Here is a 25,647-nt window from a genome sequence, read left to right as displayed (position 1 = left end):
GGGTCGGCCGAATCGAATCAGGAGAGACAGGAAGAGGAGCATCATGAACGAACTCGGACTCACGCGCCGCAGCTTTATGAAGACCCTGACCGTAGCCGGCGTATCGGTTGCCGTCTTCGGCCTTTCGGGCTGCGGACCCACCGCCAGCGCTTCGACGAAGGGCTTCAAGGCCGGCACGTACACCGCTTCGGGCCAGGGCAAGTTCGGCCCCGTGCACGTGGAGGCCACGTTCAGCGAGGACGCGTTGACCGCCGTCGCCATCACGAAGCACGAGGAGACGAAGTTCATCTCCGACGCCGCCATCGAGCGCATCCCCGCGGCCATCGTGGAGCACCAGTCCCTCGACGTCGACGTCATCACGGGCGCGTCGCTGACCAGCATGGCCATCAAGAACGCCGTCACCGACTGCGTGAAGCAGGCCGGCGGCAAAAAGAACGCGCTGGCGGGATCGTACGTGCCGCCCGCGCCGTCCACCGCCGTCGAGGAGCTTGACGCCGACGTGGTCATCGTGGGTTCGGGCGCTTCGGGAACCGTCGCCGCGCTGACCGCCGCCCGTCTGGGCGCGAAAAAGGTCGTCGTGCTGGAGAAGAGCTGCACCATCGGCGGCAACGCGCTGGTGTCCGGCGGCTACCTGGAGTACGTCAACGCCCCCGACGAGCTGCGCGAGAAGATGACCGACAGCTACACGAACGAGCTGGCCGACGAGCTGGCGCAGGCTCCCTCCGTGATGACGCCCGAGCAGTTCGCGCTGCTCCAGGCCGATTACGATGCCTGGAAAGCCTCGGGCAGCGACAAGGTGTTCGACTCCATCTACCTGCACGCGCTGCAGTACAAGCTGCAAGGCGAGGGCGAGTACGACGAGATGCTGCGCACGGCCGAGAACATCGCCGACCTCGACGACTGGCTGGTGTCCGAAGGCTTCCAGTTCAAGGACCTGTGCGGCATCGTGGGCTACTCGTGGCCGCGCTGGACGTCGCCGAAGGAAGGCGTGTGCGGCCAGGGTTACTTCATGTTCTACCAGGACACTATCGAGAAGAACGACTACCCGGTGGAGATCTACCTGAACACGCCCGCGAACGAGCTGATCATCGAGAACGGCGAAGTGGTGGGCGCCGTGGCCACGGGCCCCGACGGCACCACGTATCGCGTGCGCGGCGAGAAGGGCGTCATCCTGGCGACGGGCGGCTTCTCGGGCAACCCCGACATGCTGCGCGAGTACAACACCATGTGGCCGTTCAAGGAAGGTACCGACATTCCTACGACGAACGCATACGGCCACACGGGCGACGGCATCACGATGGGCCTGGCCGCAGGCGGCACCGTGGCGCTCATGGACACCCAGATGCCCTTCCCCTTCGCCGACTGCAAGAACTCCACCGACGAGACCACCGTGGGCGACGACATCGACTGCGCCATCGTCAACAAGGAGGGCAAGCGCTTCATGGACGAGGTGAAGGACCGCTACACGATGACGCAGCACATCATGGAGCAGACCGACCAGATGATGTTCATGATCTCGGATGCCGACACCTGCCGCGTGAACGGCGACGTCAACCGCTACGGCCACAGCCTGCAAAGCCTCATCGACCAGGGGCAGCTGTACCGCGCCGACACCATCGAGGAGCTGGGCGAGCAGATCGGCTGCGGCGGCGCGGCGCTGGCGGCAACCATCGAGCGCTACAACGAGCTATGCCGCGCGGGCGAGGACCCCGACTTCGGGCGCACCACGTTCTCCGAGGAGAGCCCCATCGAGAACCCGCCGTTCTACGCGAGCCCCCGCACCTGGGCCATGCACATCACCGTGGGCGGCCTGAACGTGGACATCTACGATAGCTACCAGGTGCTCGACGAAAGCGGCGCGGCCATCCCCGGCCTGCGCGCCATCGGCGAGACCATCATCGGCAGCTGCGGCATCGGCGTGCAGGGCGAGGGCTTCGCCGTGGCGAACGCCCTGTTCGGCCCCGCCGCCGCGTAGCCGCAACCCCGCTTACCCGCGCGCCGCGCACCACGGCGCATCCCCTCCCGAAGCGCATCGACCGGGTCCCCCAGGACCGGGCCGATGCGCTTTTTTACGTGTGGGGCACGGAGGAAGGGGGGGGGGGGCTCACGGCCCTCCCGCGTTTCCGTGCGCTAGATCTTGTACATGAACTGGAAGACGTCTTCGCGTTGGATGATGATCTGGACGCCGAGGGACTCGCCCACAGCCTCGAGCTTCTCCTGCACCGCGTTGAAGTCGGCCTTCTCGGGGTCGAGCGTGGTCAGCATGGTCATCGAGAAGATGTCGTCCAGGATGGTCTGGCTGATGTCGTCGATGTTCGCGCCGCATGCGGCAAGCGCCGTGGCAACCTCGGCGACGATGCCGCTGCGGTCCTTGCCCAGAACGGAGACTACACACTTCATTGGTTGGTTCCTTTCCGTTTAATGTCTGCGTGCGAAGATGAGCGACAGCGCTTCGGCGCGCGTCGCCTGGCTTTTCTCGAAGGCGCCGCGGACGGCGCTCGTCATGGTTTTCGCGCCCGGCTTCTTCACGCCGCGCATGCTCATGCACATGTGCTCGGCCTCCAACACCACGATCACGCCCTGCGGATGCAGCTGCTCGATCAGAGTGTCGGCGATTTGCGAGGTCAGGCGCTCCTGCACCTGCGGGCGCTTCGCGAATGCGTCCACCAGGCGCGCGAGCTTCGACAGGCCGCAGATGCGCCCGTCGACCGCCGGGATGTACGCCACGTGCGCCACGCCGAAAAACGGCACCAGATGATGCTCGCACATCGAGTAGAACGGGATGTCGCGCACGAGGACCATTTCCTCGTGATGCTCGTCGAACGTGGTTTCGAAATGCTCGGCGGGGTCTTCGGTGAGCCCGGCGAACACCTCCTCGTACATCTTCGCCACGCGCTCGGGGGTTTTCAGCAGCCCCTCACGCTGGGGATCCTCCCCCACGCCCTCGAGAATGAGCCGCACGCCCTCTTCGATTTTCGCTCTATCCATGACCATCTTTCTATCGTCGTGTGTCGCCGTGCATCATACCACGAGCGGGCCGTCGGCTTCGCTTTCTTCGCTCATGAGCACAATGCCGTCGAAGAGCTGCAACACGCTCTCGTTCTCCTCGTCCTCGCGACGAACCACGCACACGTCGAACACATCCGACCGATCGTCGAGCGGCCGGACGACGATGTCGCCGCCGTAGCGCGCGTAGCCGGGGAAGTGGACGCCGAACACCAAGCCGTCTTCCGAGCTGGGAAAGCACATCGCCCCCGCCTCAAGATGCTCCAAACGGGCCGCGATGCCGTGCCTTCGACACACGCGCAATACGAACTCGTGATAGGCCTCGCGCTCTTCCTCGGGATAGGTCAACAGGTGCTCGTTCACCATGTCGCGGAACAACAGGGGCGATTTCTCAGCGAGCGGGTGCGCGCTATGGCACGCGATGCCGAAGGGCACGTCGAACAAGTGCCGGTAGCATAACCCGGCGACATCGTCTTCGTAGCGGAACGCCAGGGCGATATCGGCGCGCCGGTCAAGCAGGCGCTCGTGGCAATCCCGCACGCCGGTGTCGGCCATAACCAGCCGCACGTCCATGCCCCGTGCGCACAGACGCGCTTGCGCCATCGTGGCAAGCGACAGCATGTGCTCGTTGATGAGCGGGCCGACAACCCGGACGGTCGCCTCGGAATCATGCTGGCGGCTGCGTCCCTCGCGCACGGCGGTATCGTACTTCTCGACCACGTCGCGCAAGCCGTCGATCCACAGTTCGCCGCCCGCAGTCAGTTCCACCCGCGACGTCGTACGGTCGAACACGCGGAAGCCGATCTCGCGCTCAACCGCGGCAACGTGCTTGCTCAGTGTCGATTGCGTGATGTACAGCCGCTCGGCAGCCTTGCTGAAATTCAGCTCGTCGGCAAGCGTGATGAGTTCGCGACAATACGAGATATCCATGGTACCTCCCCTTGAAGGCACGTCCGGCCCGAACCCGGACCGCCCTCTCATCGCACGCGGCGATTCCCCTCGCTCCATGATACACGACCGCATGCGCTTCGTGTCGCCAAGCGCGCCGTTGGGGTTATTCCGATTCGGCTTCGGCTTATGACCGTTCGGAAAGAAGCGTGAAAACCCAGTTCCATCTGGCATTATTCCGCCATTGCCTCAACCCATGCCCCATCGTCGCTTCCGTTCCCGCGGGGGCGCTTGGTACGGTGGGGACATCGGGATCGGGTCGGCGGCAGCTGCCTCGATCAAACCGAACAAAAGGAGGAAGGTATGAGCACGAGGGAAAGCAAGCGAAACCAGGGGATATCGCGTCGCAGCTTCTTGATGGGAGGCACCCTTGCAGCGGTAAGCGTCGCAGCGGCGGGACTCGCCGGGTGCAGCGGGGGCGGCAGCGCGGGGCCGAACGGCAACCTGCCCGAGTCGTGGGATGTCGAAGCCGACGTGGTGGTCGTAGGGTTGGGCGCCGCCGGGCTGTCTGCCGCCATCGCGGCGAAGAACGCGGGCGTCGAGCACGTCCTCTGCCTGGAAGTGGCGCCCGAGGAGCTGTCGGGCGGCACCACGCGCGTATCCGGCGACATGCTGATGATCCCTGAAGACGTGGAAAGCGCCATTACCTACCAAACGGAGCTCAACGCAGGATACAAGGTTCCCGAAGAATGGATGCGCGCATGGGCCGAGGGCGTATGCGGCAATATGGAATGGCTGACCGACGAGCTGGGCTACGACCTGCAGCCCGCAACCGCAGCGGCACCCGAGTTCCCCGGCATCCCCGGAGGCGACAAAGTCAAGACGTACTACGTGGACGGCATCTGCGGCATGTCCTCGCTGTGGATCCCCCTGCGCGACACCGCCGAAGAGCTGGGCATCGAGGTCATGTACGAGATGCGAGCCACCGAACTCATCTACCACTACGAGACGAAGGAAGTGTACGGCCTCGTTGCCGGCGACAAGTACGTGAAGGCCAAGAAGGGCGTCGTGCTTGCGTGCGGCGGTTTCGCCGCGAACCCCGAAATGATGTCGAACTACGGGGTGTCGCTGGGCTGCGCCAACTCGCTTGTATGCGGCAGCCCCTACAACGTGGGCGACGGCGTGAAGATGGCGCAACAGATCGGCGCCGACCTCTGGCACATGAACAGCTACGCGGCGGCCAGCACCTGCGTACGCGCGGTGTCGCCCGATTCGACCATCTGCAATATCCCCTACCCCATGGGCTACGACTACATCTACGTCGACGGCGAGGGCAAGCGTTTCATGTACGAGGAAACGCGCGGCCTGGCGCGCCACGGCAAGATCAAGGAGCGCGGCGTGTGGCCGCTCATGGTGGTTCCCGACAAGTCTCATCTGATTCTGGGCGCAGGGGCCGGATCGAAGGACATCCTGGGCGCCATCACGTACATGGCCTGGTCGGTGATCATGGAAACCGGCAAGACCACGAACCAGGAGCTCATCGACGCCGGCATCATGGTGAAGGCCGACACCATCGAAGATCTGGCGAAGAAGATCGACCAGCCGGTGGAGGTGCTCAAGAACACCATCGAAACGTACAACCAGCACTGCGCCGAAGGCAAAGACCCGGACTTCGGACGCGGCGAGGCGGTGCACGACGACTACTTCTTCAACGCCTCGGATGCCTCGACGGCCTACGGCGAGGGCGAAACGTCCAGCGACGACACCGTCATCATCAAGCCGTTCGACCTCGTTCCGCTCGAGCCGCCGTTCTACGCCATCGAAATCGGCCTGGGCATGCTGAACACGCAGGGCGGTGCGAAGCGCAACGGCGCGTGCGAAGTGCTCGACCTCAAGGGCGACCCCATCCCTCGCCTGTATTCAGCTGGCGAGTTCGGCACCATCTACGGCTACATGTACAACGGCGGCGGAAACATCAGCGAAGCCGTCGCTTCCGGACGCGTTGCCGGCCAAGGCTGCGCCGCGCTCGACGCATGGGATGCCAAGTAGACACCCCGCCCGCCAGGAGGCCGGCGAACCTCCCTCCCTCTCGTCGGCCTCCTGGCATATCCGAAGGAGTTTCCATGACCGCATTCACCCCACCGATCCGCCGAACCGCCGTGCTGACGCTCGTCGTCTGCGGACTGACGCTTTGCCTGGTCGCGTGCGCGCCACAAGGAGAAGGCGCGCCGCCAGCCAGCGGCGACGCCGCCCCCACGGCGACCGAATTCACCTGGTCGAAGGATAGCGATTGCGCCACCTGCCACGAGACCGACGTCGCATCGTTCGACGATGCCGCATGCGCAGCCTCGCAGCACGCCTCGCTCAAGGACAACTGCCTGACCTGCCACGACGACGTTGCCGGACTCGAGGAGGCCCACCAGAAGGTGACGCTCGACTCGCAGAAGAAGAAGGCGACGCTCAAGAAAACCGCCGTGTCGGAAGACATCTGCCTCACCTGCCACGACAAGACCGAGCTCGCCGTCGCAACCGCGGCAAGCACCGCCCTCACCGACAAGAACGGTCTCACCGTGAACCCGCACGATCTGCCGGTCAACGACGACCACGCCGAAGCCGGCACCACCTGTTCGTCGTGCCACAAGCTGCACGCGTCCGAAAGCGCGACGGAAACCGCGCCCGCCGTGTGCCGCAACTGCCATCACGCCGACGTCTACGAATGCAACACCTGCCACGCCGAGAAGTAAGCAAGGAGCCCCGCCTGGGGCTCCTTTTCGAGCAGCTTCACATCGATTTCGCCCCTACAGCTCCAGCTCGATGCCCACGGGGCAGTGGTCGCTGCCGTAGACTTCGTCGTAGATGCAGGCGCTGGCGATCTTCGGGGCCAGCTCGTCGCTGACCAGGAAGTAGTCGATGCGCCATCCCGCGTTCGTCTGGCGCGCCTTGAAGCGGTAGCTCCACCACGAGTACGCGCCCGTCACGTCGGGATGCAGGTGGCGGAACGAGTCGACGAACCCGACTTCCAGCAGGTCGGTGAACTTGCCGCGCTCCTCGTCCGAGAAGCCGGCCTTGCCGCGGTTCGGACCCGGGTTCTTGAGGTCGATCTCCTGGTGCGCCACGTTGAAGTCGCCGCACATGACGACGGGCTTCGGGTCGGCCGTCTCGCCCGGCTGCGTCAACGGCAGCTCTGAGATGGTCACGTGCCCCTCGCCCTTCGCCGGACGCTCCACCGGCACGCCGGCGGGCAGCACGCCCTCTTCGAGCCCCCTGCAGAAGTCGCGGAACGCGTCGTCCCACTCCATGCGGTGGTCGATGCGCGCCAGCTCGTTCTGCGCGTTCGGCGTGTACACGTCCACGAACCAGAACTTCGGGAACTCGAGCGCCACGATGCGCCCCTCGGTGTCGAGATGCGGGAAGCCCAGGCCGTGCAGCGCCTGCAGCGGCTCCTCCTTGCAGAAGATCGCGGTGCCGGAGTAGCCCTTCTTCTCGGCATAGCTCCAGTACTCGCGGTACTGCGGCAGGTCGAGCGTCGCCTGGCCCTCTTGCAGCTTCGTTTCCTGCAAGGCCACGATGTCGGCGTCGATGTCGCACACGATGTCCTCGAAGCCCTTGTTGAGCACGGCGCGCAGGCCGTTGACGTTCCACGAGATGAAGCGCATAGGTTCCTCCTCCGTCGCCCCGCGACGATTCCCGGTTTTGCGACCAGTATAGCGGAACGACGGCGCGCATCCACCCGCGCGCGGACGCGCGGCCGATCCTCGATGGCGCAGTGGTGAAAGCATGAGCGTTCGCGTACTATATACGGGATCGTCATACGAACGAAGGAGATCGCATGCTTCGAACCGTACGCCTCGCGACGCTGTCGGCCGCCGCCTCGATCGTCATCGTCCTCGCGAGCCTCACCGTGCCGCTGAGCGCCTACGCCTCGGAAGAGCCGCTCTCGCCGTGCATCGCAACCGACGAGCAGCGCGCGACGTATGCCGAGGACGGCACGCTGGAGGAGCGCACCGCGTTCCAGGAAGGCCTCGACAACGACGAGCCCACCGCGGGCCTCATCCAGCAGGCCATCGCGCGCGAGCAGGCGAGCAACGGCATCGCCACGAACGCGGTTCCCGGCAACGACGGCGGCATGGCCACCGTGGGCAAGGCGCACGTGCTGGCGCTGCGCGTGTCGTTCCCCGACAAGAAGTTCGAGGCGGGCGACACGCTCGAAGCGCTCCAGGCGCTCATCGGCCCGCGCAACGAGGGAGAAGCCGCGCTGCCGAGCGCCGGGCCCTACCCCTACGAGAGCATGCACGCCTACTACCAGCGCGCATCGTACGGAACGCTGACCATCACCGGCGAGGCCGTCGACTACGAGGCGCAGCACGAGCGCGACTACTACACCGCCAACATCGGGCAGCTGTACAAGGAAGCGCTCGACCATCTCGAGGCCTCGGGAGTCGACCTCGCGCAGTTCGACGCGAACGGCGACGGCCGCATCGACGCCGTCTACCTGCACTTCGCGGGCGCCGATACCGGCTGGGGCAGCGTGTGGTGGAGCAACGAGCAGGTGTTGAACGTGCCCGACACCACGTATGCGAACGGCACCGTGCAGCTGTGGAACGCCGTCGCGCTGGCGAACCCGTGCGACACGGCATGGGCCGCGCAAACCATGATCCACGAGACAGGGCACGTGCTGGGCCTGCCCGATTACTACCAGTACGCCAGCCAGCAGGGAGGCTCGACGGGACGGACGGGCATCCTCACCTTCGACATCATGATGCTGAACCAGGGCGACCACAACGGCTTCTCGAAATGGATGCTGGGATGGCTGCCCGAGAGCAAGATCACCCGCGTGTTCGCGAACGAGGACGGCATCGACGTCAAACGCGACGGCGCCGTGGTGCAGCACGTGGACCCCGCGGAGGACGGCAGCTCGTCCGTGGAGCAGGCGCTCGCGGCGTTCACGTCGAGCAACAAGAACGAAACGGGCGGCATCATCGTGGTGGCGAACGAGGACGAGAGCATGTTCTCGTCCTACTATCTGCTGCAATACGACCAGTTCGCCAGCAACCAAAGCGTGTACTACGGAGGTGCGCAGGGCACCGAGAGCATCCCGCTCCCCTCGGGATTCCGCCTGTACCGCGTGCAGGCCGAGGTGGGCTCCGGCGGAGGCTACCTCGTGCACTCGAACGCCTACGGCACCACGCACGACCAGCTCATCGAGCTGGTCGACCCCGACATGAGAGAGCCCCATGCGGAAGCCGACTCGCTCATCCCCTCGGCCATCGGCTCGGACGAGTACGGCTGCATGCTCTACGAGGGCGACGGGGTGTCGCCGCAGGGGTATCCCTCCACGAACTTCTACGAGAACGCCAACGTCGGCTTCACCGGACTGACCATCTCGGTCACGGAAAGCGAGGCCGCCCAGGGCACGGTTGCCATCTCGTACTCGAACGCCGACAAGCCCGCCGATCCCGTCGACTTCACCCTCACGCCCACGTTCGACGCGGTGTCGAACGTCTGCACGCTCACCTTCGAAGCCTCGCTCGCGCCGATGCTGACCACGCCGCTTCCGGCCGCGACGCAGCTCATCGTGGACGGGCAGCACCACGCCCTCCTCGACATCGCGGTGGACGGCACCACCGTGAGCCTTTCCTGCCTGCTCGACGCCGGCAGCATCGGGCCGTCGTCCACATGCGAGATCGTCTTCCCCGCCGGCCTGTTCACGCTGTCCCGCACGAGCGAGGGCACCACGTACTCGCCGGAGATTCGCCTGCCGCTCAAGGCCGACGCATCGCTGACCGCCGTCAGCCGCTCGGGCGCCTACCAGGGCACCGAGTACACCGATGGCCTCGTTGCCACAAGCAACGTGTTCACCAGCCCGAACGGCACGAAGCGCTTCTTCCAGCTCGCCGACGGCGCGCTGCGGCTGCACACCCTCGACGCCGACGATCCCGCGCGCGTGACCTCGCGCACGATCGAAGGGGTGAGCATCCCCGCAACGATCGAGCGCGCATCGATCAACGTCACCCCGCTGTCCGACACCAGCGCGTTCGCCATCGTGTCCGCGCAGTACGGGCCCGGCGCGGGATACTGGATCGACCTCGAAAGCGGCACGGTGATGGCCTCGCATCCCTTCGAGCAGACCTCCACGCAGCCGTGCACCGCCAGCGGCACGACCGTCCTCGTGGTCACGTACCATTACGGACCGGAACGCGGTCAGCTGGTCACCGCGCTGACGCCGCGCGAAGACGGCTCGGTGCAAGCGCGTTACGGCTGGACGAACGCGCAATCGACCGCTTCCGTCGACGCCGGCACGCTCGCTTTCGGCTTCGCGAACGCGCAGGGCGACACGATGGAAGAAGCGCGGATCGTGCCAACGGGAACCATCGTCGAAGCGCTGCGCGACGGCGCCACGAGCCCCGAAGACGCTCCGTTGGCGGGCGAGCTGTGCACGCCCGAGCGCGCAGAGGCCACGCTGCCGCTGCACGAGAGCCGCGCGCTGCAGGACGTACAGCGCGCCGGCGCTCGCTACTACGCGCTGATGGGGCCGGAATTCTCCTCCACGGCGGAGACGTCGAACCTGCTCATCCGCTTCGACGACGGGGGTGTCGAGCAGGCGCGCGCCGACGTCAAGGCAAGCGGGGGCGCACAGTACCAGCAGCTGAGCGTCGCCCGCTACGGCACCGTGGCGCTGACGGCGCGCACCGAGCTGGCGAAGCCGAAGGTCACACGCTCCGACGTGCTGTTCTGCGACGCGAACCTGCAACCGCTCTCCACTCTGACCACGGCGTCGAGCGGCATGGGCGCCTGGCTCGACGACGGAAGCTGGCTGAGCGTGGGCCTGAGCCTGGAAGCGTCTTCGGGGCCCAAGGGGTCGCCCGAGGAAGCGGAGGCCGTCGGGGCGACCGAAGGCGGGGGAACCGACGACCGCCTGCGCGTGATCTACGCGATCACCGAGCAGCTGGACAAGGAGCCGACGAAGCCAGACGACCCAGACGACCCGGCGAAGCCGGAGGAGCCCGCGGGGCCGGGCGAGGACCCGCAACCGCTTCCGAAGCCGGACGGCGCGGGCGACGATGCGGCGCACAAGCTCGCGCCCACCGGCGACCCCACCGGGCCGCTCGCGCTTGCAGCGCTGGCCGCAGCGCTGGCTGCCGGCGGCGCGCTCGCGCGCAAACGCTCCCGGTAGGTCATTTGTGGTACGGCTCGCCGCGCGAGATCTTCTGCGCGCGGTAGAGCTGTTCCAGCAGCACGACGCGCGCCAGGTTGTGCGGCAGCGTGACGGGGCCGAACGACAGCGTCTCGTCGGCGCGCTGCCGCACCGCGGCGCTCACGCCGTCGGAGCCGCCGATGACGAATGCGATGTCGCTCGTGCCGTTCAGCTTGAGTGCGTCGATGCGCTGCGAGAAGCCCTCGCTCGAGCGCTGCTTGCCGTCGATGGCCAGCAGCACCACATGCGTCGCAGGCGCGAGCGCGGCGAGGATGGCGGCGCCCTCGCGGTCGCGCGCCGCGTCCACCCCGCCCGCGCGAGCAGGGTCGATGTCGGCGATCTCACGCACCTCGGTCTTCGCGTAAGGCTGCATGCGCTTGAGGTACTCGGCGCACGCGTCCGTCCAGAACTTCTCCTTCAGCTTCCCCACCGCCACAATGGTGAACTTCACGCCGCACCCCTTCTCCCACTCGCCCCGCGCTTCAATGCTAGCCATGATACCCGAACGGGGGCGGCATCGACGGCGGCGCAAACGCGTTTGGGATGGTTCTGCTTTCGCCGAATCGCCAGCTGCGGGGCTTGACGACTCTCCTACGATGAGCGGGTCATGTCGATACGCGCCCTCGCACGAGCGGCGCTGCTACCCTTCGAGGAGGGACTATGAAGAGAATCGTCGCATTGGGAGCGGCAGCGGCCCTGGCCGCAACGCTGGCCGGCTGCGCGAGCCCGTCCGGTCAGGAACCCGCCGACAGCGCCCCGAGCACGTCCGAGCAGCAGGCGAACCAGGCCCCTGCGCAGGAGAACAAGCTGACGGTGGTGGACTCGGGATGGTCCGCCGACGAGCAAGGCTACGTCCACTACGGCATCATCATCAAGAACGAGGGCGCCCAGGGCGCGCTGTTCCCCGTCATCAAGGTGACGGGCAAGGACGCCGACGGCGCCGTCATCTCGTCCGACGAGCAGACGCTCATGGAAATCAACCCGGGCCAGGAGCTTGCCTGGGGCGGCCAGGCGGGCAACGGCACCGCGCCGGCCACCGTCGAATTCGAACTGAGCGTCGGCTCAAGCAACTGGCAGGATGCCGATGCGGCCGAGCCGATGTTCGAGGTGAGCGGGCTCAGCGCGCAGGATAGCGGCTACGGTACCGTGAACTTCGTCGGCGAGGTGACCAACCTGACCGACGCCGACAGGGACCAAGCGGCCGTCGTCGTGCTGCTGCGCGATGAAGCGGGCGCGATCGTCGGCGGCTACACCAGCTTCGTCTCCAACGTGCCCGCCGGCGGCACCACGTCCTTCGACGTGCTGGGTTACGGCGTGCCGGCCTACGACGCGATCGAAGGTTCGGCGCAGCCCTGGTAGGGTGCCCCGCGTCGTCGCGCCACCGATCGCACCGAAAGCCGCCCGCGGGCGGCTTTCGTGCGTTGAGAAGGGAATGCGCCTAGCGCTCGATCGCAGGCTCTTCCGGGTCGAGCGCTGCGGGGGACGCCTCCGGCTTCGGAGCAGCCGCCTTCAGCTTGATGGATTTCGTGGGGCAGTTCTCCACGCAGTCGAGGCAGAACGTGCAGCTGTCCAGCGTCGCGGTGCCGGGGTGCGCCACGTCGATGTCCTCGGGGCACACCGTGGAGCAGGTGCGGCAACCCTCCTTCGAGATGCAGGTGGAGCAGTCGGCCTGCGGACGGGCGCCGAAGCCGAGCTTCGCGCGCGCCTTGCCCACGAGCCCGAAGAAGAAGCCGAGCGGGCAGATGGACGAGCACCAGCGCTTGAACAGGAACAGCTCCGCCAGCAGCATGAGCGGGAAGACGATCAGCTCCCAGCCCGGCTGCAGCAGCACGAACACGCGGTTGAGCGCCCACAGCGTGCCGAACACGAGACCGATGGGGCACAGCAGGCAGAACACGGGGAACCCGACGGCTATGGACACGACGAGCAGGACGGCCAGGACGAGGCCCTGGGTCCTCAGGCTCGCGCCCGACGCGGAAGCGCACGACGCGCAGCCCGCCGCCCGGTCGCTCAGGGGCGCCTCGCCGCTTCTGCCGAGGATGCCGCGCGGCGTGTGGCCGCCGAAGATGTTCTTGAGGAGCTGCGAGGGGCACAGCCACGAGCAGAACGCGCGCCCGATGAGGAACACGATGACGAGCACGGCCAGCACGCCCGGCAGCAAACCCCAGGGAACGGAGCCGGACGCCGCCGCGATTTGCACGAACCCTACGGGACACAGCGCGCACAGCGTGCCGATGGCGGCGCTGCCGCCGAGATGCGCGGCCACGACCGCCAGGACGAGCACGCCCGCGGCGACGAGGATGCGGATGGTGCGCATGCGCGTCTTCATGAGATGCCTCCCGCCTCGCGCGTCGCGTCCGGCCCGTCGGGATGGACGCCCTTCGTATGGGGAGCGACCTCGCTGCCCCGCGGCACCGCGACCGTGCGCTTGGATGCCAGTTCGGCGCTGGGCACGGCGCCCGTTGCCTGCGCCGCCTCGCTCGCGCGCGACACCACCACGATGCCGCGGTCGGAGGCCGCCGCGTTGTACGCGCGCAGCGACGCCGAGGGGCACACCTGCTCGCATTTGCCGCAACCGTCGCAGTACTCGGGATGCACGACCGGGCGGTCGTGGTCGTCGAGCGTGATGGCCCCTTCGACCGGGCACTCGTCCTTGCACACGGTGCAGCCGGCCCAGTCCCAGGCCACGCACGCGTCCTTCACCACCACGGCCACGCCGAGGTCGCGCTCCGCCGGACCGCCGTACGCGAGCGCGCCGGTGGGGCACGCGTCGACGCACTGCATGCAGAAGTCGCAGCACCCGTTGCGGAACGACAGCATGGGCGTGCCGTACGCCACGAGGCTCTCCGCCAGCGGAACCGGCGTCACGATGCCGTACGGGCACGCTTGCAGGCACTTCTGGCAGCGGTCGCACGCAGCAACCACCTCGGCGCCCGAGGACGCGCCGGGCGGCCGCACGAACGCGGCGTCGGCCTGGCGCGACACGGCGCCGAACCCGCCGACGCCCACCATCGCCGCGCCCACGGCCCCCGCAGCGAGGAACCCGCGCCGGGAAATCTGCTCCACCCTCATCATCCCCTCACGTACTTACTTGCAGCTTCGATGTTTCACGTGAAACACGCTCGACCGTCGGTCGGATCGGCCGAATCTGGCACAAATTTACGGCTTAGGCGCAAATTCCGTCCGCTTTCGACTAAAAATGAACTGCAAGTCCGCATAATGCCTGGTCGCTATTTTCCACTCGTCTTTTGCCGTGCCCAAACCGTAAATTTGTGCCGCGAACACAGGACGCTACTCCACCACGTCCGCGAGGGCGACCGCGTCGGCACGCAGGTACGCCTCGGTGAACGTCGCCAAGTGGAAGTAGAAGCCGCCCTCGGCAGCCTTTCGCACGTCGGCGGCGAAGCGCTCGATCCAGTTCAGCAAGTGCTCTTGCACGAACGCGAGCTGCACCCGCAGCTGGCGCTCGGCCCCCGCCTCGTCGCCGGCGCGCAGCGCCTCCACGGCGCGCCCGCACAGCAGCGCCATGAACGCGAGCTCGACGGCCAGGTGGTCCTCCGGCTCCTTGAACCCGGGGTTCTTCGCGAAGCCCGCCCCGCGGTAGACGCGCAGCACCTCGCTGTAGGCATCCTGCATCATGAGGCCGCCCTCGCTCGTGTACACCGACTCGTACGGGAAGGCCTTCTGCGCCGTGCGCGGGCCCATGCCGAAGAACGCGCGGTCGAACACGACGGCCAGCTGCTCGAGCGCGTCCTCGTCGCAATCGGCGAGGTCGGCCTGGAGCGCGGCGAAGCCGTCGGCCAGCGCCGGGTCGTCGGAGGCGAGCGACGCCTCCCCCGCCAGCGTCTCGGCGAACGCGGCGTCGATCTCGGTCTCGTAGCAGCGCGACAGCAGCGCGTACACGCGGCTGCGGTTCTCGCAGAAGTCGATGAGGTTCTCAACGAGTTCGGCAGGCATGGTATCGGTCATGATTGGTTCTCCTCTTTCTCGTTCTTGGCGCGCTACGGTCTTGCGCACTGGCAGTGCCTCGCGCGCCGACCGTCCAACCCGCAAGTCGTTCGATCGGCGCGCAGCGGCGAAACCCCACCGGCAAGCCTTCGGGCGCGCCACAGAAAAGGGCGGCGCGCCGGGGAAGGGAGGGGAATCCCCGGCGCGCCCCGGCCCTGCATCAGTGGTAGATGAACTGCTCCACGCTGGTTCCCACGGCATACATCACGATGCGCAGGACGATGGTACCGATGGCGGTGCAGGCGCAGGCGGCGAACATATACATCGCCAGCTGATTAGGCGACACGGTGCCCGAGGAGCCTTCGCCCTTCGTCGCCTGGATGCAGGCGAGCACGGTCAGCGCAACCGGCACCACGATGCCGATCACCACGACGCCGGTCCAGAACATCAGCGCCATGTCGCCCGAGATCAAACGCTCGATGGAGCGCGAGGGGGCCTGGTACGGCGCGATGGCGATCCACACCACGTACGCAACCGCCGTCACCGCCATAATCACGACGCCCGCCAGCGCCAGCTTCAGCGCGAAGCCGCCCTCTTCGGAAGCCTTGCCGCGCAGCAGCACGAGGCCGGCCATCAGCGTCATGCCCAAAGCCAGACCGGCGCCCAAGAACATCAGCGGCAACGCGACGCTATCCCAAGCGGGACGCGCGGCGATCAGGTACGACGCGCCCGCCACGAACGGCAGCACGAGGCCGATGACGCCGCCCAGGATGCCGAACACCTTCGACACGCCGGGGTAGTCCTTCTTCGCCAGGATGAGGTACACCAAAGCGACGATGCCCATGATGGCGACGACGAACAGCTCCTTCGACAGCCCGGAGCCCAGGTTGCCCAGCAGATGCGTCGCGCGCTCCGGGTGCCCCATGTGCAGCACCGACACGCAGCCGCCCACGGCCAGGCAGATGAAGGCGATCAAAGCCCCCGTGAACCGCACTTCGCGAAACTTGCCGCGCAGCTCGCCCACGGCCAGGAACACGAACGAACCCGACGTGACGCCCAACAGCACGCTGAAAATCAGAAGTGGCCACTGGATTTCCATGGTTACTCATCTCCCTTCCAGGCGCACTTGTCCATGGCGTAGTCCACGCCCGGATGGTTCCCCACGTCCTTCAGCTTGTAGGTCTTCTTGGACGCGCGCAGCTTCGACACGTCGGACTCGGGATCGTCCAGATCGCCGAATTTGCGCGCCTGTCCGGGGCAGTGCTTCACGCACGCCGGCTTCTCGCCCTTGTCGATGAGGTGCGCGCACATCGTGCACTTCTCGATGACGCCCTTGTCCTTGCCCTCGTCGTAGGTGCGCACGCCGTAGGGGCAGGCCATGACGCAGTACTGGCAGCCGATGCACTTGCTGTGGTCAACCAGCACCACGCCGTCCTCGCGCTTGTAGCTGGCGCCGGTGGGGCACACGTGCACGCACTCCGGGTCGTCGCAATGCTGGCACGACACGGGCAGGTAGTACATCTCCAGGTCGGGATAGGTTCCCGAGGGACCCACCGTCAGCACCTTGTTGTAGAACGTGCCCAGCCCCACGTTGTTCTCCTGCTTGCACACGACGGCGCAGGAGTGGCAGCCGATGCAGCTATCGAGGTCGATATCAATAATGTGGCGAGTCATGTTACTTCGCACCCCCCTTCGTCACCTGCGTCACGCCGTCCTGCTGGTCGTCGGCGGCCAGCGCCTCAGCGGTCAGCGGCAGGAATATCTTGAGGTCTTCCGAGTTCATGCAGATGTTCTTCGGCGCACCGTCGTCGGCCTTGTACACCTTGCACAGGCCGCCGAAGTTGTCGGTGCCCACGGCGGGGTCGTAAGGGCCGTTGTTCTCGAACAGCACGTTGCAGTTGCTGTCGAACGCGCCGTGCAGGTCGTCGGTGGCCTCGCGCTCGGGGAACCACCAGTCGTGCTCCACGTGGATCATGCCCGGCTTGATGGCCTCGGTGAGGTTCGCGCGCTGCTTGATGCGGTCGACGTACGTCTCGATGTACACCCAATCGTCCTGCTCGATGCCGTGCTCGGCAGCGGTGGCGGGATTGATGTCCATCGTCGGGAACATGTGCACCTCGCGCAGCCACGGGCTGTTGCGGTATTCCGTGTGGAAGAACGCGTGGCTACGGCCGCCGGTGATCAGCGTGTACGGGTACTCGTCCAGCAGGTCGGGGCGCGACAGCTTCGTGATGGGCGGCTCGATGTACATGGGCAGGGCGCCGTTACCGTACAGCAGCAGGTCCTCGCTCCACAGCTCCATCTTGCCGTTGTCGGACTGCGGATGCGGCGGGATCACCTTGCCGTCCGGCGTTTGCGCGCCGGGGAAGCGGTAGACCGAGCCCATCTTGTTGCCGCGGTACATTGTGTTGAAGCCGGGGCGGAAGTCGCTCGTCTTGCGCATGAAGCCCGTCTCGTACTTCGGCGCGTTCTTCACCGTGGCCATCTCCACGCCGGTCACGCTGACGCGCTCGCGGAAGTCCTCGAAGCTCGCGCAGCTCAGCTGCGGCGGAAGCGTCTCGGGGCCCTTCACCATGTAGTCGAAGAACTCGTACTTGTCCTTCCAGTACATATCCACGCCCATGTACTCGGCGAACTCGAAGCAGATGTCCATGTCGTCGCGGCACTCGCCGAGCGGCTCGTGGAACGGCTGGCGGATGAGGTAGGTATGGCTGGTCGGGTAGCCGTGGCCGGAGTGCGCCCATTCCACGCGATCGACCTCGTTGGGATGCGCGGCCGGCAGGATGATGTCGGCCAGCTCGCCCGACGGCGTCATGTACAGGTCGACGTTCACGAAGAAGTCGAGGTTCTTGAAGCCTTCGACGATCTCGTGGCCGCCCTCGATGGAGAGGATGGGCTCGGACGTCTGCTGCCAGTAACCGTAGATCTGGAACGGGTCGCCCTTCGCCATGGCCTTCGTCGTGGCCGCGCCGAAACCGCCCTGCTGGCCGTAGATGACCTGGCCGCCGGAGTTCTGCTTCGTCTGCTTGAGCTCGCCGGTGGCGTCGTCGGCCACGAGAATGTCCTGGTAGCCGGTGTTCTGGCACACGGACAGCTTCTTGATGTTCATGGCCGTTTCCTTGCGGCGCTGGCCCATGCGGCCCTTCTGGTTCGGCACGACGTCGAACATGAAGGAGTCGTAGCCGGTGGCGGGCTCGCGGCCGATGTTCTGGCCGCCCTTCGAGTCGAAGTTGCCGGCGAGCGCCATCATGATGGTGAACGCCTGCGAGATGCCAGACGTGTTGATGGAGAACTCCACCTTCTGGCCGCGCGTGAAGCACGCGTGCGGGCTGGCGCCGATGTAGGCGTCGATGGCTTCCTTGATCTTGTCCTCGGGAAGCTCGCAGAATTCGGCGGCGCGCTCGATGGTCCACGGGGTGACGTGCTCGACCAGGATGTCCCAGCTCGTGCGATACGTCTTGCCGTTGATCTCGTGGCTGCCGGACAGCGCGGGCTTCGCGTCGGCCACGATGTTGCCCTCGGCGTCGAGCCACTGGAAGGCCTTCGGACCGCCTACGCCCTTCGTGTTCTGCCAGTCGCCGGACCAGAAGATCAGCTGGTCGCTGTTCTCGTCCCACGCGGCGTACAGCTCTTCGTTGCCGTCCTCCTTGAGGTACGATTCGCGCAGCTGGTAGCCCGTGCCGTTACCGTCGGCGTCCTTCTCGTCGATGAAGAACGGGGCGTTCGTGTACATGCGCGCGAACTCGGTGGCGCACTTGTCCGACTTGATGATCTCGTTGATGAACGCCAGCACCAGCGCCATGTCGGAGCCGGGGCGGATGGGCAGCCAGATGTCGGCCTTGGAGGCGGTGCAGGTGAAACGCGGGTCGACGCAGACGATCTTCGCGCCGCGCTCCTGCGCGCGCTTGACGGTGAGCCAGTCGTAGTAGCCGCGGCTGCGCTCCTGACGGCACCAGATGACGATGCAGTCGGTGTTGTTGCCGTCCCAGCCGGTGTACTGCGTCTCATCGCCGTACAGGCGCTGGCTGGAGAAGTACGAGCCCACCCAGCACAGGTTGCCCACGCCGAACGTGGCCGTGGAGCCCAGTTCAAGCCACAGTTTGTTGATGGCCTGGAACTGCAGCATATCGCGGCCCGTGCCGTACTGGTGCGCGATGGTGTGCCAGCCGTGCTCCTCGCCGATCTTGGTGAAGCGGTCGGCCGCTTCCTGGTAGGCCTCTTCCCACGTGATGCGCTTCCACTGACCGGAGCCCTTCTCGCCCACGCGCTTCTGCGGGTAGCGCACGCGCAGCGGGTTGTACAGCTCCTGCGGGATGGCGAAGCAGCGCCCGCACAACGTGCCCTCGCTGAAGAGGTCGGGATTGCCCTCGATCTTCACGAGGCGGCCGTCTTTGACGTGCCCGAACAACGCGCAGCGGCCGTAGCACTGACGGCACGCGCTCGGGATGATCTTCACGTCGTCGGACGAGGTGGTTGCGCCCGCTGCCTCGTCGGCTGCGGCGGTGGTGGCCGACGCGCCGAGCAGCAGCGTGGAAGCGGTCGCGACGGCCGAAGCCTTCACGAAGCCTCGGCGGCTCATCTTTAGTGACATCTCTCCTCCTTTTGCCTCACTCTGCATGGTGGGTTCGGAGAGTTGGATGGGGCGTGCGCCGTCGAAGAAATCCCCCCTCGAAGCGCCCCCGCACTGCAAGTTCCCCCGCTCGTCCCCCATTACTTGCATGGCTAACTATATCAGGTGATATTATTAGTGCAATGATTTTTAGCTATCTTTATAAAGAATAGTCGTGAGCACGACGATTAGAACGAGTTAACCGTAGCGAACAGGTAAAACCGCACAGATGTTTCACGTGAAACATCTGTGCTCGCCGTGCGAGGAGGGAATCTGCCCCCTTGTTCGCGCGGGCCGATCGCGCGCGGCGCCCGCTGCGAGTCGCCGCCGAACGCGCCTCCCGGCTCATGATCGCCGCCCGCGCCAAGGGGAGCATCCAGGTTGTCATCCTGAGCGAGCGAAGCGAGTCGAAGGATCCCGCGCGGCGACAACGGGAGGCGTCACGACTGGCGCCGCGCGAGGCATTCATTCTGGTCGATTCTTCGGCGCGAAACCCGCTTGCGAGCGAGCGCAAGACGCTTCGCGAGCGCCCGCGCCAGCAAAAACTGCCAAATATCGGGAATTCTCTGGCGCGGGAACCGAAGCCGGACGGCTTTCCTAATCACCGATGTTCTCGTTCTACTCCGCAGCCGCTTCCGCAGGATTCGCGTGGTGCTTCAGATAGAAGTCCACGAATCCTTGCAGCGAGAAATCCCGCACGTCGTCCACATCGTCGCTGACCGCCTTGAACATGCAGGCGGGCATCTTCCCTTTCTCCAGGTTGTCCTTGATGCACGGGTCGCATCCTTCGTCGTGATTCGACGGATGGCGGGGGCATTGCACAACAGGGCAGGTGCAGAAGCTCATGGTCGTCCTCTCTTTGGTCGTGGACATAGTGTATTGCATGAGGGACCCCATGCGAAAAAGAGGGTATTCCTGAGTTTCCCGGTGTTATTTCGTCGTACCGGCGGCGTGGTTTTTGGGCGCACGGGGCGCAAAGAAGTTGACGGATTATTGTCAGTTGTGATTAATTGAGCAGGTACTTTATAGTCCTTATCGCCGTTCAGCGTGGCCAGCGCAGCGTGCGGAGCCCTTCCGCTCGCCCCTCCCCACCTTCGCGCGACATGCCAGAAGCAGGTCAAGAATGATCAACCAGCATAACAGCCTCATCGGATTCCTCGTTTACGACGCCCAGCGTGCCATTGCCAAATCGCTTGAAACCGCTTTGAAGCCCTACGATATCACGCCTGGCCAGTGGAACCTCATCAACCAGCTGGACAGCGCGGGCGAGCTTTCGCAGAAGCAGCTGGCCGAACGCACGCGCAAGGAGCAGGCCACCATCACGCGCTACCTGGACACGCTCGAGCGCAAGGGCCTCGTGGTGCGCAACCAGCACAAGTCCGACCGGCGCGCCCACGCCATCTCGGTGACCGACAAGGCGCACGAGCTGGTCATGGCCGTGCAACCGATCACCGTCGACGCGGCGGACCGCCTGATCGAGGGCATCGACCAGGCGGATATAGACACGTTCGTCGCCGTGTTGGCGAAGCTCAAAGAGAACGCCGACAACTTCACCGAGGACAACTAGCGGCGACGGGCTCGACGGCGGGCCACCAGCAACGCCGTGGCGAGAGCGCCTACCGCGAGCGCGCCCAGCACACCCAGCACCGCGAAGGGAACCGCGTCACCCGTGCGGGCAATCGAGGCCATGGGCGAAATCTTGCTGGGCGGATTCGACGTCGACGGTTGCGTGGTCGACGGAGTGCCCGGCGTCGTGGGATTCGTCGGGTTGGTGGGATCGGTCGGATCCGTAGGGTCGACCGGGTCCACCGGGTCGGGCGGCACCGGAGCGTTCTTCATGGTGAGCTCGGCCTTTGACGGCTGACCCACCGCCACGGCGAATTCCACCGGCGTCTCGTCCAGCACGTAGCCCTCGGGGGCCGCGGTCTCCACGAAGCGGTAGGAGCCCACCGGGAGGTTCGCGACCTCGATGATGCCCTGCTCGTCGGTCACGAGGGCGTCGTGGCCGCCCACCACAGCCCACGTGTCGTCGGCCAGGCGCTGCTCCAGCTTGAACGTCGCGCCGGGAAGCACGGTCGCCGGCTCGTCGGCATCGACCTTCGTGAGCAGCGCGCCGCCCAGCACCGGGGTCTTCTTGTTCGTGGCCGTCACGGCGGCCGTGTAGTCGGGCGTGTCCTCGGCCAAGGTGAACTCCACCGGGGCGGTTTCCAGCTCGTAGCTCTCGGGCGGCGTCAGCTCGATGAAGCGGTACGCTCCCATCGGCAGGTCCGTCACCGTGATCAGGCCGTTCGCATCCGTCGTCAGGCGCTCCGAGCCCTGCACGACCTCCCAGCTTCCGCCGGGTTGCTGAGACTCCAGCTTGAACACGGCGCCGGGAAGCTTCACGGACTCGTCGTCCGCGTCGACCTTCGTGAGCACCACCTTGCCGAGCGGCGCGGGCGGCTCCTTGGCGTTCGTTGCCGTGAGCGTGACCACCGGGTTCGGCGCGGTCGCGTCGATGGCGAACTCGCGCAGGGTATCGTCGAGGACGTAGCCCTCGGGGGCGGCGGTCTCCACGAAGCGGTACGAGCCCACGGGCAAGTCCGTCACCGTGACGAGGCCGTCGCCGTCGGTCACGAGCGCGTCGTGGCCGTCCACCACGGCCCACGTGTCGTCGGCCAGCCGCTGCTCCAGCTTGAACGTCGCGCCGGGCAGCACCGTCCCCGGCGCGTCGGCGTCCACTTTCGTCAGCACCGCCTTTCCGAAAACGGGGGTCTTGGTATTCGTCGCCGTCACGGCGGCCGTCAGCTCGGGCGCGTCCGCCGTCAGGGTGAACTCCACCGGCTCCGTTTCCAGCTCGTAGCCCTCGGGGGCCGAAAGCTCGACGAAGCGGTACGTCCCCATCGGCAGGTCCGTCACCTCGATGAGGCCGTTCCCGTCGGTGGCCAGGCTCTCCGAGCCCCGCACCGGCTCCCAGCCGTCGGCCGTCCGGGCCTCCAGCTTGAACACGGCGCCGGGCAGAACGGTCGTCGGCGAGTCCGCGTCGACCTTCGTCAGCACCACCTTGCCCACCGGCGGCTCCTTGGCGTTCTCCGCCGTGATGTTCACGACGACGGGCGCCGGCGCCGCGGCGTCGATGGCGAACTCGCGCGGGGTATCGTCCAGCACGTAGCCCTCGGGGGCGGCGGTCTCCACGAAGCGGTACGAGCCCACCGGGAGGTTTGCGACCTCGATGACGCCCTGCTCGCCGGTCACGAGGGCGTCGTGGCCGGGGACCGTCTCCCAGGAGTCGTCGGCGAGCCGCTGCTCCAATTTGAACGTCGCGCCGGGCAGCGTGGCGCCGGGGTTCTCTTCGTCCACTTTCGTCAGCACCGCCTTTCCGAAAACGGGGGTCTTGGTATTCGTGGCCGTCACGGCGGCCGTCAGCTCGGGCGCGTCCGCCGTCAGCTCGAACTCCACCGGGGCGGTTTCCAGCTCGTAGCCCTCGGGGGCCGAAAGCTCGACGAAGCGGTACGTCCCCATCGGCAGGTCCGTCACCTCGATGAGGCCGTTCTCGTCGGTGGTCAGGCTCTCCGAGCCCGCCACCGGCTCCCAGCCGTCGGCCGTCTGAGCCTCGAGCTTGAACACGGCGCCGGGAAGCACGGTCGTCGGCGAATCGGCGTCGACCTTCGTCAGCACCACCTTGCCCACCGGCGGCTCCTTGGCGTTCTCCGCCGTGATGTTCACGACGACGGGCGCCGGCGCCGCAGCATCGATGGCGAACTCGCGCGGGGTCTCGTCCAGCACGTAGCCCTCGGGGGCGGCGGTCTCCACGAAGCGGTACGAGCCGACCGGCAGGTCAGCGACCGTGACGAGACCGTCGCCGTCGGTCACGAGCGCGCCGTGGCCCGGGACCGTCTCCCACGTGTCGTCGGCCAGCCGCTGCTCCAGCTTGAACGTCGCGCCGGGCAGCACGGTCGCCGGCGAACCGGCGTCCACCTTCTTCAGCACGGCTCCGCCCAGCACCGGGCTCTTGGTATTCGTCGCCGTCACGGCCGCCGTCAGCTCAGGCGCGTCCGCCGTCAGCTCGAACTCCACCGGGGCGGTTTCCAGCTCGTAGCCCTCGGGGGCCGAAAGCTCGACGAAACGGTACGCTCCCATCGGGAGGTCCGTCACCTCGATGAGGCCGTTCCCGTCGGTGGTCAGGCTCTCCGAGCCCGCCACCGGCTCCCAGCCGTCGGCCGTCTGCGCCTCGAGCTTGAACACGGCGCCCGGCAGCACGGTCCCCGGCGCGTCCGCGTCCACCTTCGTGAGCACGACCTTGCCCAGCACGGGGCTCTTCGAGTTCTTCGCCGACACCGCCACGGTGTGGTTCGGCGTGGCCGACGTGATGGCGAACTCAACCGGCTCCGATTCCATGACGTAGCCCGCAGGCGGCTCCAGCTCGACGAAGCGGTACTGGCCCAGCAGCAACCCCGTCACCGTGATCAGGCCGTCAGGGTCGGTCGTCAAGCGCTCCGAGCCGGCAACCGTCGCCCATGAGTTATCGGGCTGCATCTTCTCCAACTTGAACACCGCGCCCGGCAGCGTGATGCCGGCATCGCCCGCGTCAACCTTGGTCAGCACGGCCTTGCCGTCCCTGACCTCCACGCCGCCCGAGATCACAGTGAAGTGCGCGGCGCCCGACGACTGCTCCGACGAGCTGTCGCCGTACGTCAGCGTGGCGGTGTTGTCGTACTGGCCGGTTTCGGACGCGTCGGTGCGCAGCTCGATGATGAACGACGTGAAGTCGCCCTTGTTCGGGCCCGATGCGCTGAAGTACTTCATGATGATGGCCTTCTGCGCAGGCGTGACGCCCTTCTGATCAAGGAGCTGGGAAAGCCCCAGCTCGCCCTGGCCGTTCAGGATCTTGCCGATGTTGAGCGCGCTCGAGCCGTCGCCCGTGGGCACGTTGCCGAAGCCGATGTACACCACGCGGTTCTCCCACACGCCGATGGTGGGATCGGCCGCGAACCGCACGCTGTTGGCGAACTCGTCCTGCGTCATGCCGTCGGCCGCCGACTTGTCAACCAACGCGAACAGGTCGGTGAGGGGGTACGCCGCGTACTGCTCGGTCTGCGCCTCGCCCGCATCGGTCGTGGCCACGATGGGCATGTACACCACCACGCCGCTCGACGTGATGGCCTGGCCGCCCTGCAACTCGTCGGTCAGCAGGAGGTTGCGCTGCTGCGGCGAGGGATCCGAGCCGCCCGCCGCGTAGCCCGCGTACGCGTTCACGATGTTATCCAAGTTCACGCCGATGTCCCATACGATCTGGTTCTGGCCTGCAACCTGCGAGCCGTACTTCAGCAGCGGCGTCCCGGGCAGCGGCCCGGTCGAGGGCGGATCGACGTTGATCGACGGCAGCAGCTCGCCGTTCACCTCGAACACGATGTCGTCGCCCGTGCCGGTCACGTAGCCCTCAAGCGAGAAGAACCCGCTGTGCAGCGACGGGAACTCCGCGCCCTCGGCCGAAAGCGTCGTGACGATGGTGATGGCTTTGCCGGGAATCATCGAGCCGTTCGCGTCGCGGTTTCCGTTGACCACGTACGAGCCGATGACTTTCGACGTGCCCGGATCGACGAGGTCGACGGGCCCGAAGTCGCTGGCGAGGAAGTGGTCCTCGCCGTTGATGGTGAAGGTGAACGTGTCGTTCGCATTCACATCGGTCATGTCGGGAATGCTCCAGTCGATGTAGATGCGCACGTACGCTCCGCTGGTCAACGTGGTGCCGGCAGGAATGTCCTGCCAGGTGCTGCCCGATTTCTTCTGCAGCTTGATGCCGTCGATGGAAACCTTGTCGGTGACGTCCATAGCCGCACGCGGCGTGGGCGTGTCGTCGGCGACGTCGGGCGTCGCTTCCTCGGCGAACGCCGGCGAGCGGAACGCCAGCAGACACAGGACGACCAACCCCATCAGCACGAAGAACGCGCGCAAGCGCCCCGCGCGCGAAGGCGGACAGGTGGGAACAGTCGGCTGGGGAGCCATACAGGACCTCCTCTTT

General features: G+C 66.3%; 19 protein-coding genes. 6 read left to right on the top strand and 13 right to left on the bottom strand.

Annotated elements, in window-relative coordinates:
- Positions 1 to 43: 43 nt before the first annotated feature.
- On the top strand, positions 44 to 1,975 hold the full coding sequence (locus tag GS424_RS00690; RefSeq protein WP_160940716.1) for an FAD-dependent oxidoreductase: 1,932 nt from the start codon (positions 44 to 46) through the stop codon (positions 1,973 to 1,975).
- A gap of 155 nt (positions 1,976 to 2,130) precedes the next feature.
- On the opposite strand, the gene GS424_RS00685 is transcribed toward GS424_RS00690, so the two are convergent.
- From GS424_RS00685 to GS424_RS00675, 3 genes are read right to left on the bottom strand one after another with little or no spacing between them, the layout of a single operon-like run.
- On the bottom strand, positions 2,131 to 2,400 hold the full coding sequence (locus tag GS424_RS00685; protein ID WP_154332716.1) for an ACT domain-containing protein: 270 nt from the start codon (positions 2,398 to 2,400) through the stop codon (positions 2,131 to 2,133).
- Positions 2,401 to 2,418: 18 nt separating this feature from the next.
- Entirely contained in the window at positions 2,419 to 2,988 is a 570-nt protein-coding gene (gene folE / locus GS424_RS00680; protein ID WP_160940717.1) for a GTP cyclohydrolase I FolE, read from the bottom strand.
- A gap of 33 nt (positions 2,989 to 3,021) precedes the next feature.
- Complete coding sequence (locus tag GS424_RS00675; protein WP_160940718.1) at positions 3,022 to 3,936, bottom strand: LysR family transcriptional regulator; 915 nt, start codon at positions 3,934 to 3,936, stop codon at positions 3,022 to 3,024.
- 321 nt (positions 3,937 to 4,257) lie between these two features.
- Between GS424_RS00675 and GS424_RS00670 the strand changes: the two genes are divergently transcribed.
- Both GS424_RS00670 and GS424_RS00665 read left to right on the top strand, forming a co-directional pair.
- Complete coding sequence (locus tag GS424_RS00670; protein WP_160940719.1) at positions 4,258 to 5,943, top strand: FAD-dependent oxidoreductase; 1,686 nt, start codon at positions 4,258 to 4,260, stop codon at positions 5,941 to 5,943.
- Between the two features lie 74 nt (positions 5,944 to 6,017).
- Positions 6,018 to 6,638: a cytochrome c3 family protein gene (locus tag GS424_RS00665; RefSeq protein WP_160940720.1), complete on the top strand. Its 621-nt coding sequence runs from the start codon at positions 6,018 to 6,020 to the stop codon at positions 6,636 to 6,638.
- A 54-nt stretch (positions 6,639 to 6,692) separates the two neighbouring features.
- On the opposite strand, the gene GS424_RS00660 is transcribed toward GS424_RS00665, so the two are convergent.
- A complete protein-coding gene (locus GS424_RS00660; RefSeq protein WP_160940721.1) occupies positions 6,693 to 7,550 on the bottom strand; it encodes an exodeoxyribonuclease III in 858 nt (285 codons plus the stop codon).
- 173 nt (positions 7,551 to 7,723) lie between these two features.
- Between GS424_RS00660 and GS424_RS00655 the strand changes: the two genes are divergently transcribed.
- Positions 7,724 to 11,068, top strand: a complete 3,345-nt coding sequence (locus GS424_RS00655; protein WP_160940722.1) for a metallopeptidase domain-containing protein — start codon at positions 7,724 to 7,726, stop codon at positions 11,066 to 11,068.
- 1 nt (position 11,069) lies between these two features.
- Here the strand turns inward: GS424_RS00655 and rlmH are convergent, their stop codons facing one another.
- The gene (rlmH, locus tag GS424_RS00650; protein WP_160940723.1) at positions 11,070 to 11,540 is read right to left on the bottom strand and encodes a 23S rRNA (pseudouridine(1915)-N(3))-methyltransferase RlmH; all 471 of its coding nucleotides are present in this window, start codon (positions 11,538 to 11,540) and stop codon (positions 11,070 to 11,072) included.
- Positions 11,541 to 11,749: 209 nt separating this feature from the next.
- On the opposite strand from rlmH, the gene GS424_RS00645 reads away from it, so the two are divergent.
- Positions 11,750 to 12,448 (top strand): FxLYD domain-containing protein, encoded by a 699-nt coding sequence (locus GS424_RS00645; RefSeq protein ID WP_160940724.1) that lies wholly within the window; start codon positions 11,750 to 11,752, stop codon positions 12,446 to 12,448.
- Positions 12,449 to 12,527: 79 nt separating this feature from the next.
- Here GS424_RS00645 and GS424_RS00640 read toward each other — a convergent pair whose 3' ends face one another.
- The 7 genes from GS424_RS00640 to GS424_RS00610 all read right to left on the bottom strand — a co-directional run bounded on the left by GS424_RS00640 (position 12,528) and on the right by GS424_RS00610 (position 20,492).
- Positions 12,528 to 13,418, bottom strand: coding sequence for a 4Fe-4S binding protein (locus GS424_RS00640; RefSeq protein WP_160940725.1), 891 nt, complete (start codon positions 13,416 to 13,418; stop codon positions 12,528 to 12,530).
- On the bottom strand, positions 13,415 to 14,161 hold the full coding sequence (locus GS424_RS00635) for a 4Fe-4S dicluster domain-containing protein (RefSeq protein WP_244977713.1): 747 nt from the start codon (positions 14,159 to 14,161) through the stop codon (positions 13,415 to 13,417). The genes GS424_RS00640 and GS424_RS00635 overlap by 4 nt, the downstream gene beginning before the upstream one ends.
- Before the next feature lie 219 nt (positions 14,162 to 14,380).
- The gene (locus GS424_RS00630) at positions 14,381 to 15,058 is read right to left on the bottom strand and encodes a TorD/DmsD family molecular chaperone (RefSeq protein ID WP_160940727.1); all 678 of its coding nucleotides are present in this window, start codon (positions 15,056 to 15,058) and stop codon (positions 14,381 to 14,383) included.
- 199 nt (positions 15,059 to 15,257) lie between these two features.
- A complete protein-coding gene (locus GS424_RS00625; RefSeq protein WP_160940728.1) occupies positions 15,258 to 16,136 on the bottom strand; it encodes a dimethyl sulfoxide reductase anchor subunit family protein in 879 nt (292 codons plus the stop codon).
- 2 nt (positions 16,137 to 16,138) lie between these two features.
- Positions 16,139 to 16,711, bottom strand: a complete 573-nt coding sequence (locus tag GS424_RS00620; protein ID WP_114555434.1) for a 4Fe-4S dicluster domain-containing protein — start codon at positions 16,709 to 16,711, stop codon at positions 16,139 to 16,141.
- Between the two features lies 1 nt (position 16,712).
- On the bottom strand, positions 16,713 to 19,628 hold the full coding sequence (locus tag GS424_RS00615) for a molybdopterin-containing oxidoreductase family protein (protein WP_160940729.1): 2,916 nt from the start codon (positions 19,626 to 19,628) through the stop codon (positions 16,713 to 16,715).
- A gap of 636 nt (positions 19,629 to 20,264) precedes the next feature.
- Positions 20,265 to 20,492, bottom strand: a complete 228-nt coding sequence (locus GS424_RS00610) for a DUF6485 family protein (RefSeq protein ID WP_186938849.1) — start codon at positions 20,490 to 20,492, stop codon at positions 20,265 to 20,267.
- Between the two features lie 277 nt (positions 20,493 to 20,769).
- Here GS424_RS00610 and GS424_RS00605 point away from each other — a divergent pair, with 277 nt between their 5' ends.
- Positions 20,770 to 21,213 carry a MarR family winged helix-turn-helix transcriptional regulator gene (locus GS424_RS00605; protein WP_160940731.1) on the top strand — a complete coding sequence of 148 codons (444 nt, stop codon included), beginning with the start codon at positions 20,770 to 20,772 and terminating at the stop codon, positions 21,211 to 21,213.
- Here the strand turns inward: GS424_RS00605 and GS424_RS00600 are convergent.
- A complete protein-coding gene (locus GS424_RS00600; protein ID WP_160940732.1) occupies positions 21,210 to 25,631 on the bottom strand; it encodes an MSCRAMM family protein in 4,422 nt (1,473 codons plus the stop codon). The two genes, GS424_RS00605 and GS424_RS00600, sit on opposite strands and share 4 nt — an antisense overlap.
- Between the last annotated feature and the right edge of the window lie 16 nt (positions 25,632 to 25,647).

This window comes from Eggerthella guodeyinii, from assembly GCF_009834925.2.
GTDB lineage: Bacteria > Actinomycetota > Coriobacteriia > Coriobacteriales > Eggerthellaceae > Eggerthella > Eggerthella guodeyinii.
Note: the sequence above shows the minus strand (reverse complement) of the source record. Positions and strands in the feature narration are given on the sequence as shown.

Bases quoted from the DNA above. Each gene is read 5' to 3' on its own strand.
- GS424_RS00620 (WP_114555434.1), bottom strand. From the start codon at position 16,711: ATGACTCGCCACATTATTGATATCGACCTCGATAGCTGCATCGGCTGC.
- GS424_RS00685 (WP_154332716.1), bottom strand. From the start codon at position 2,400: ATGAAGTGTGTAGTCTCCGTTCTGGGCAAGGACCGCAGCGGCATCGTC.
- GS424_RS00665 (WP_160940720.1), top strand. From the start codon at position 6,018: ATGACCGCATTCACCCCACCGATCCGCCGAACCGCCGTGCTGACGCTC.
- GS424_RS00690 (WP_160940716.1), top strand. From the start codon at position 44: ATGAACGAACTCGGACTCACGCGCCGCAGCTTTATGAAGACCCTGACC.
- GS424_RS00645 (WP_160940724.1), top strand. From the start codon at position 11,750: ATGAAGAGAATCGTCGCATTGGGAGCGGCAGCGGCCCTGGCCGCAACG.
- GS424_RS00610 (WP_186938849.1), bottom strand. From the start codon at position 20,492: ATGAGCTTCTGCACCTGCCCTGTTGTGCAATGCCCCCGCCATCCGTCG.
- GS424_RS00660 (WP_160940721.1), bottom strand. From the start codon at position 7,550: ATGCGCTTCATCTCGTGGAACGTCAACGGCCTGCGCGCCGTGCTCAAC.
- GS424_RS00670 (WP_160940719.1), top strand. From the start codon at position 4,258: ATGAGCACGAGGGAAAGCAAGCGAAACCAGGGGATATCGCGTCGCAGC.
- GS424_RS00630 (WP_160940727.1), bottom strand. From the start codon at position 15,058: ATGACCGATACCATGCCTGCCGAACTCGTTGAGAACCTCATCGACTTC.
- GS424_RS00605 (WP_160940731.1), top strand. From the start codon at position 20,770: ATGATCAACCAGCATAACAGCCTCATCGGATTCCTCGTTTACGACGCC.
- GS424_RS00640 (WP_160940725.1), bottom strand. From the start codon at position 13,418: ATGAAGACGCGCATGCGCACCATCCGCATCCTCGTCGCCGCGGGCGTG.
- GS424_RS00615 (WP_160940729.1), bottom strand. From the start codon at position 19,628: ATGTCACTAAAGATGAGCCGCCGAGGCTTCGTGAAGGCTTCGGCCGTC.
- GS424_RS00675 (WP_160940718.1), bottom strand. From the start codon at position 3,936: ATGGATATCTCGTATTGTCGCGAACTCATCACGCTTGCCGACGAGCTG.
- GS424_RS00655 (WP_160940722.1), top strand. From the start codon at position 7,724: ATGCTTCGAACCGTACGCCTCGCGACGCTGTCGGCCGCCGCCTCGATC.
- folE (WP_160940717.1), bottom strand. From the start codon at position 2,988: ATGGATAGAGCGAAAATCGAAGAGGGCGTGCGGCTCATTCTCGAGGGC.
- GS424_RS00625 (WP_160940728.1), bottom strand. From the start codon at position 16,136: ATGGAAATCCAGTGGCCACTTCTGATTTTCAGCGTGCTGTTGGGCGTC.
- GS424_RS00600 (WP_160940732.1), bottom strand. From the start codon at position 25,631: ATGGCTCCCCAGCCGACTGTTCCCACCTGTCCGCCTTCGCGCGCGGGG.
- GS424_RS00635 (WP_244977713.1), bottom strand. From the start codon at position 14,161: ATGAGGGTGGAGCAGATTTCCCGGCGCGGGTTCCTCGCTGCGGGGGCC.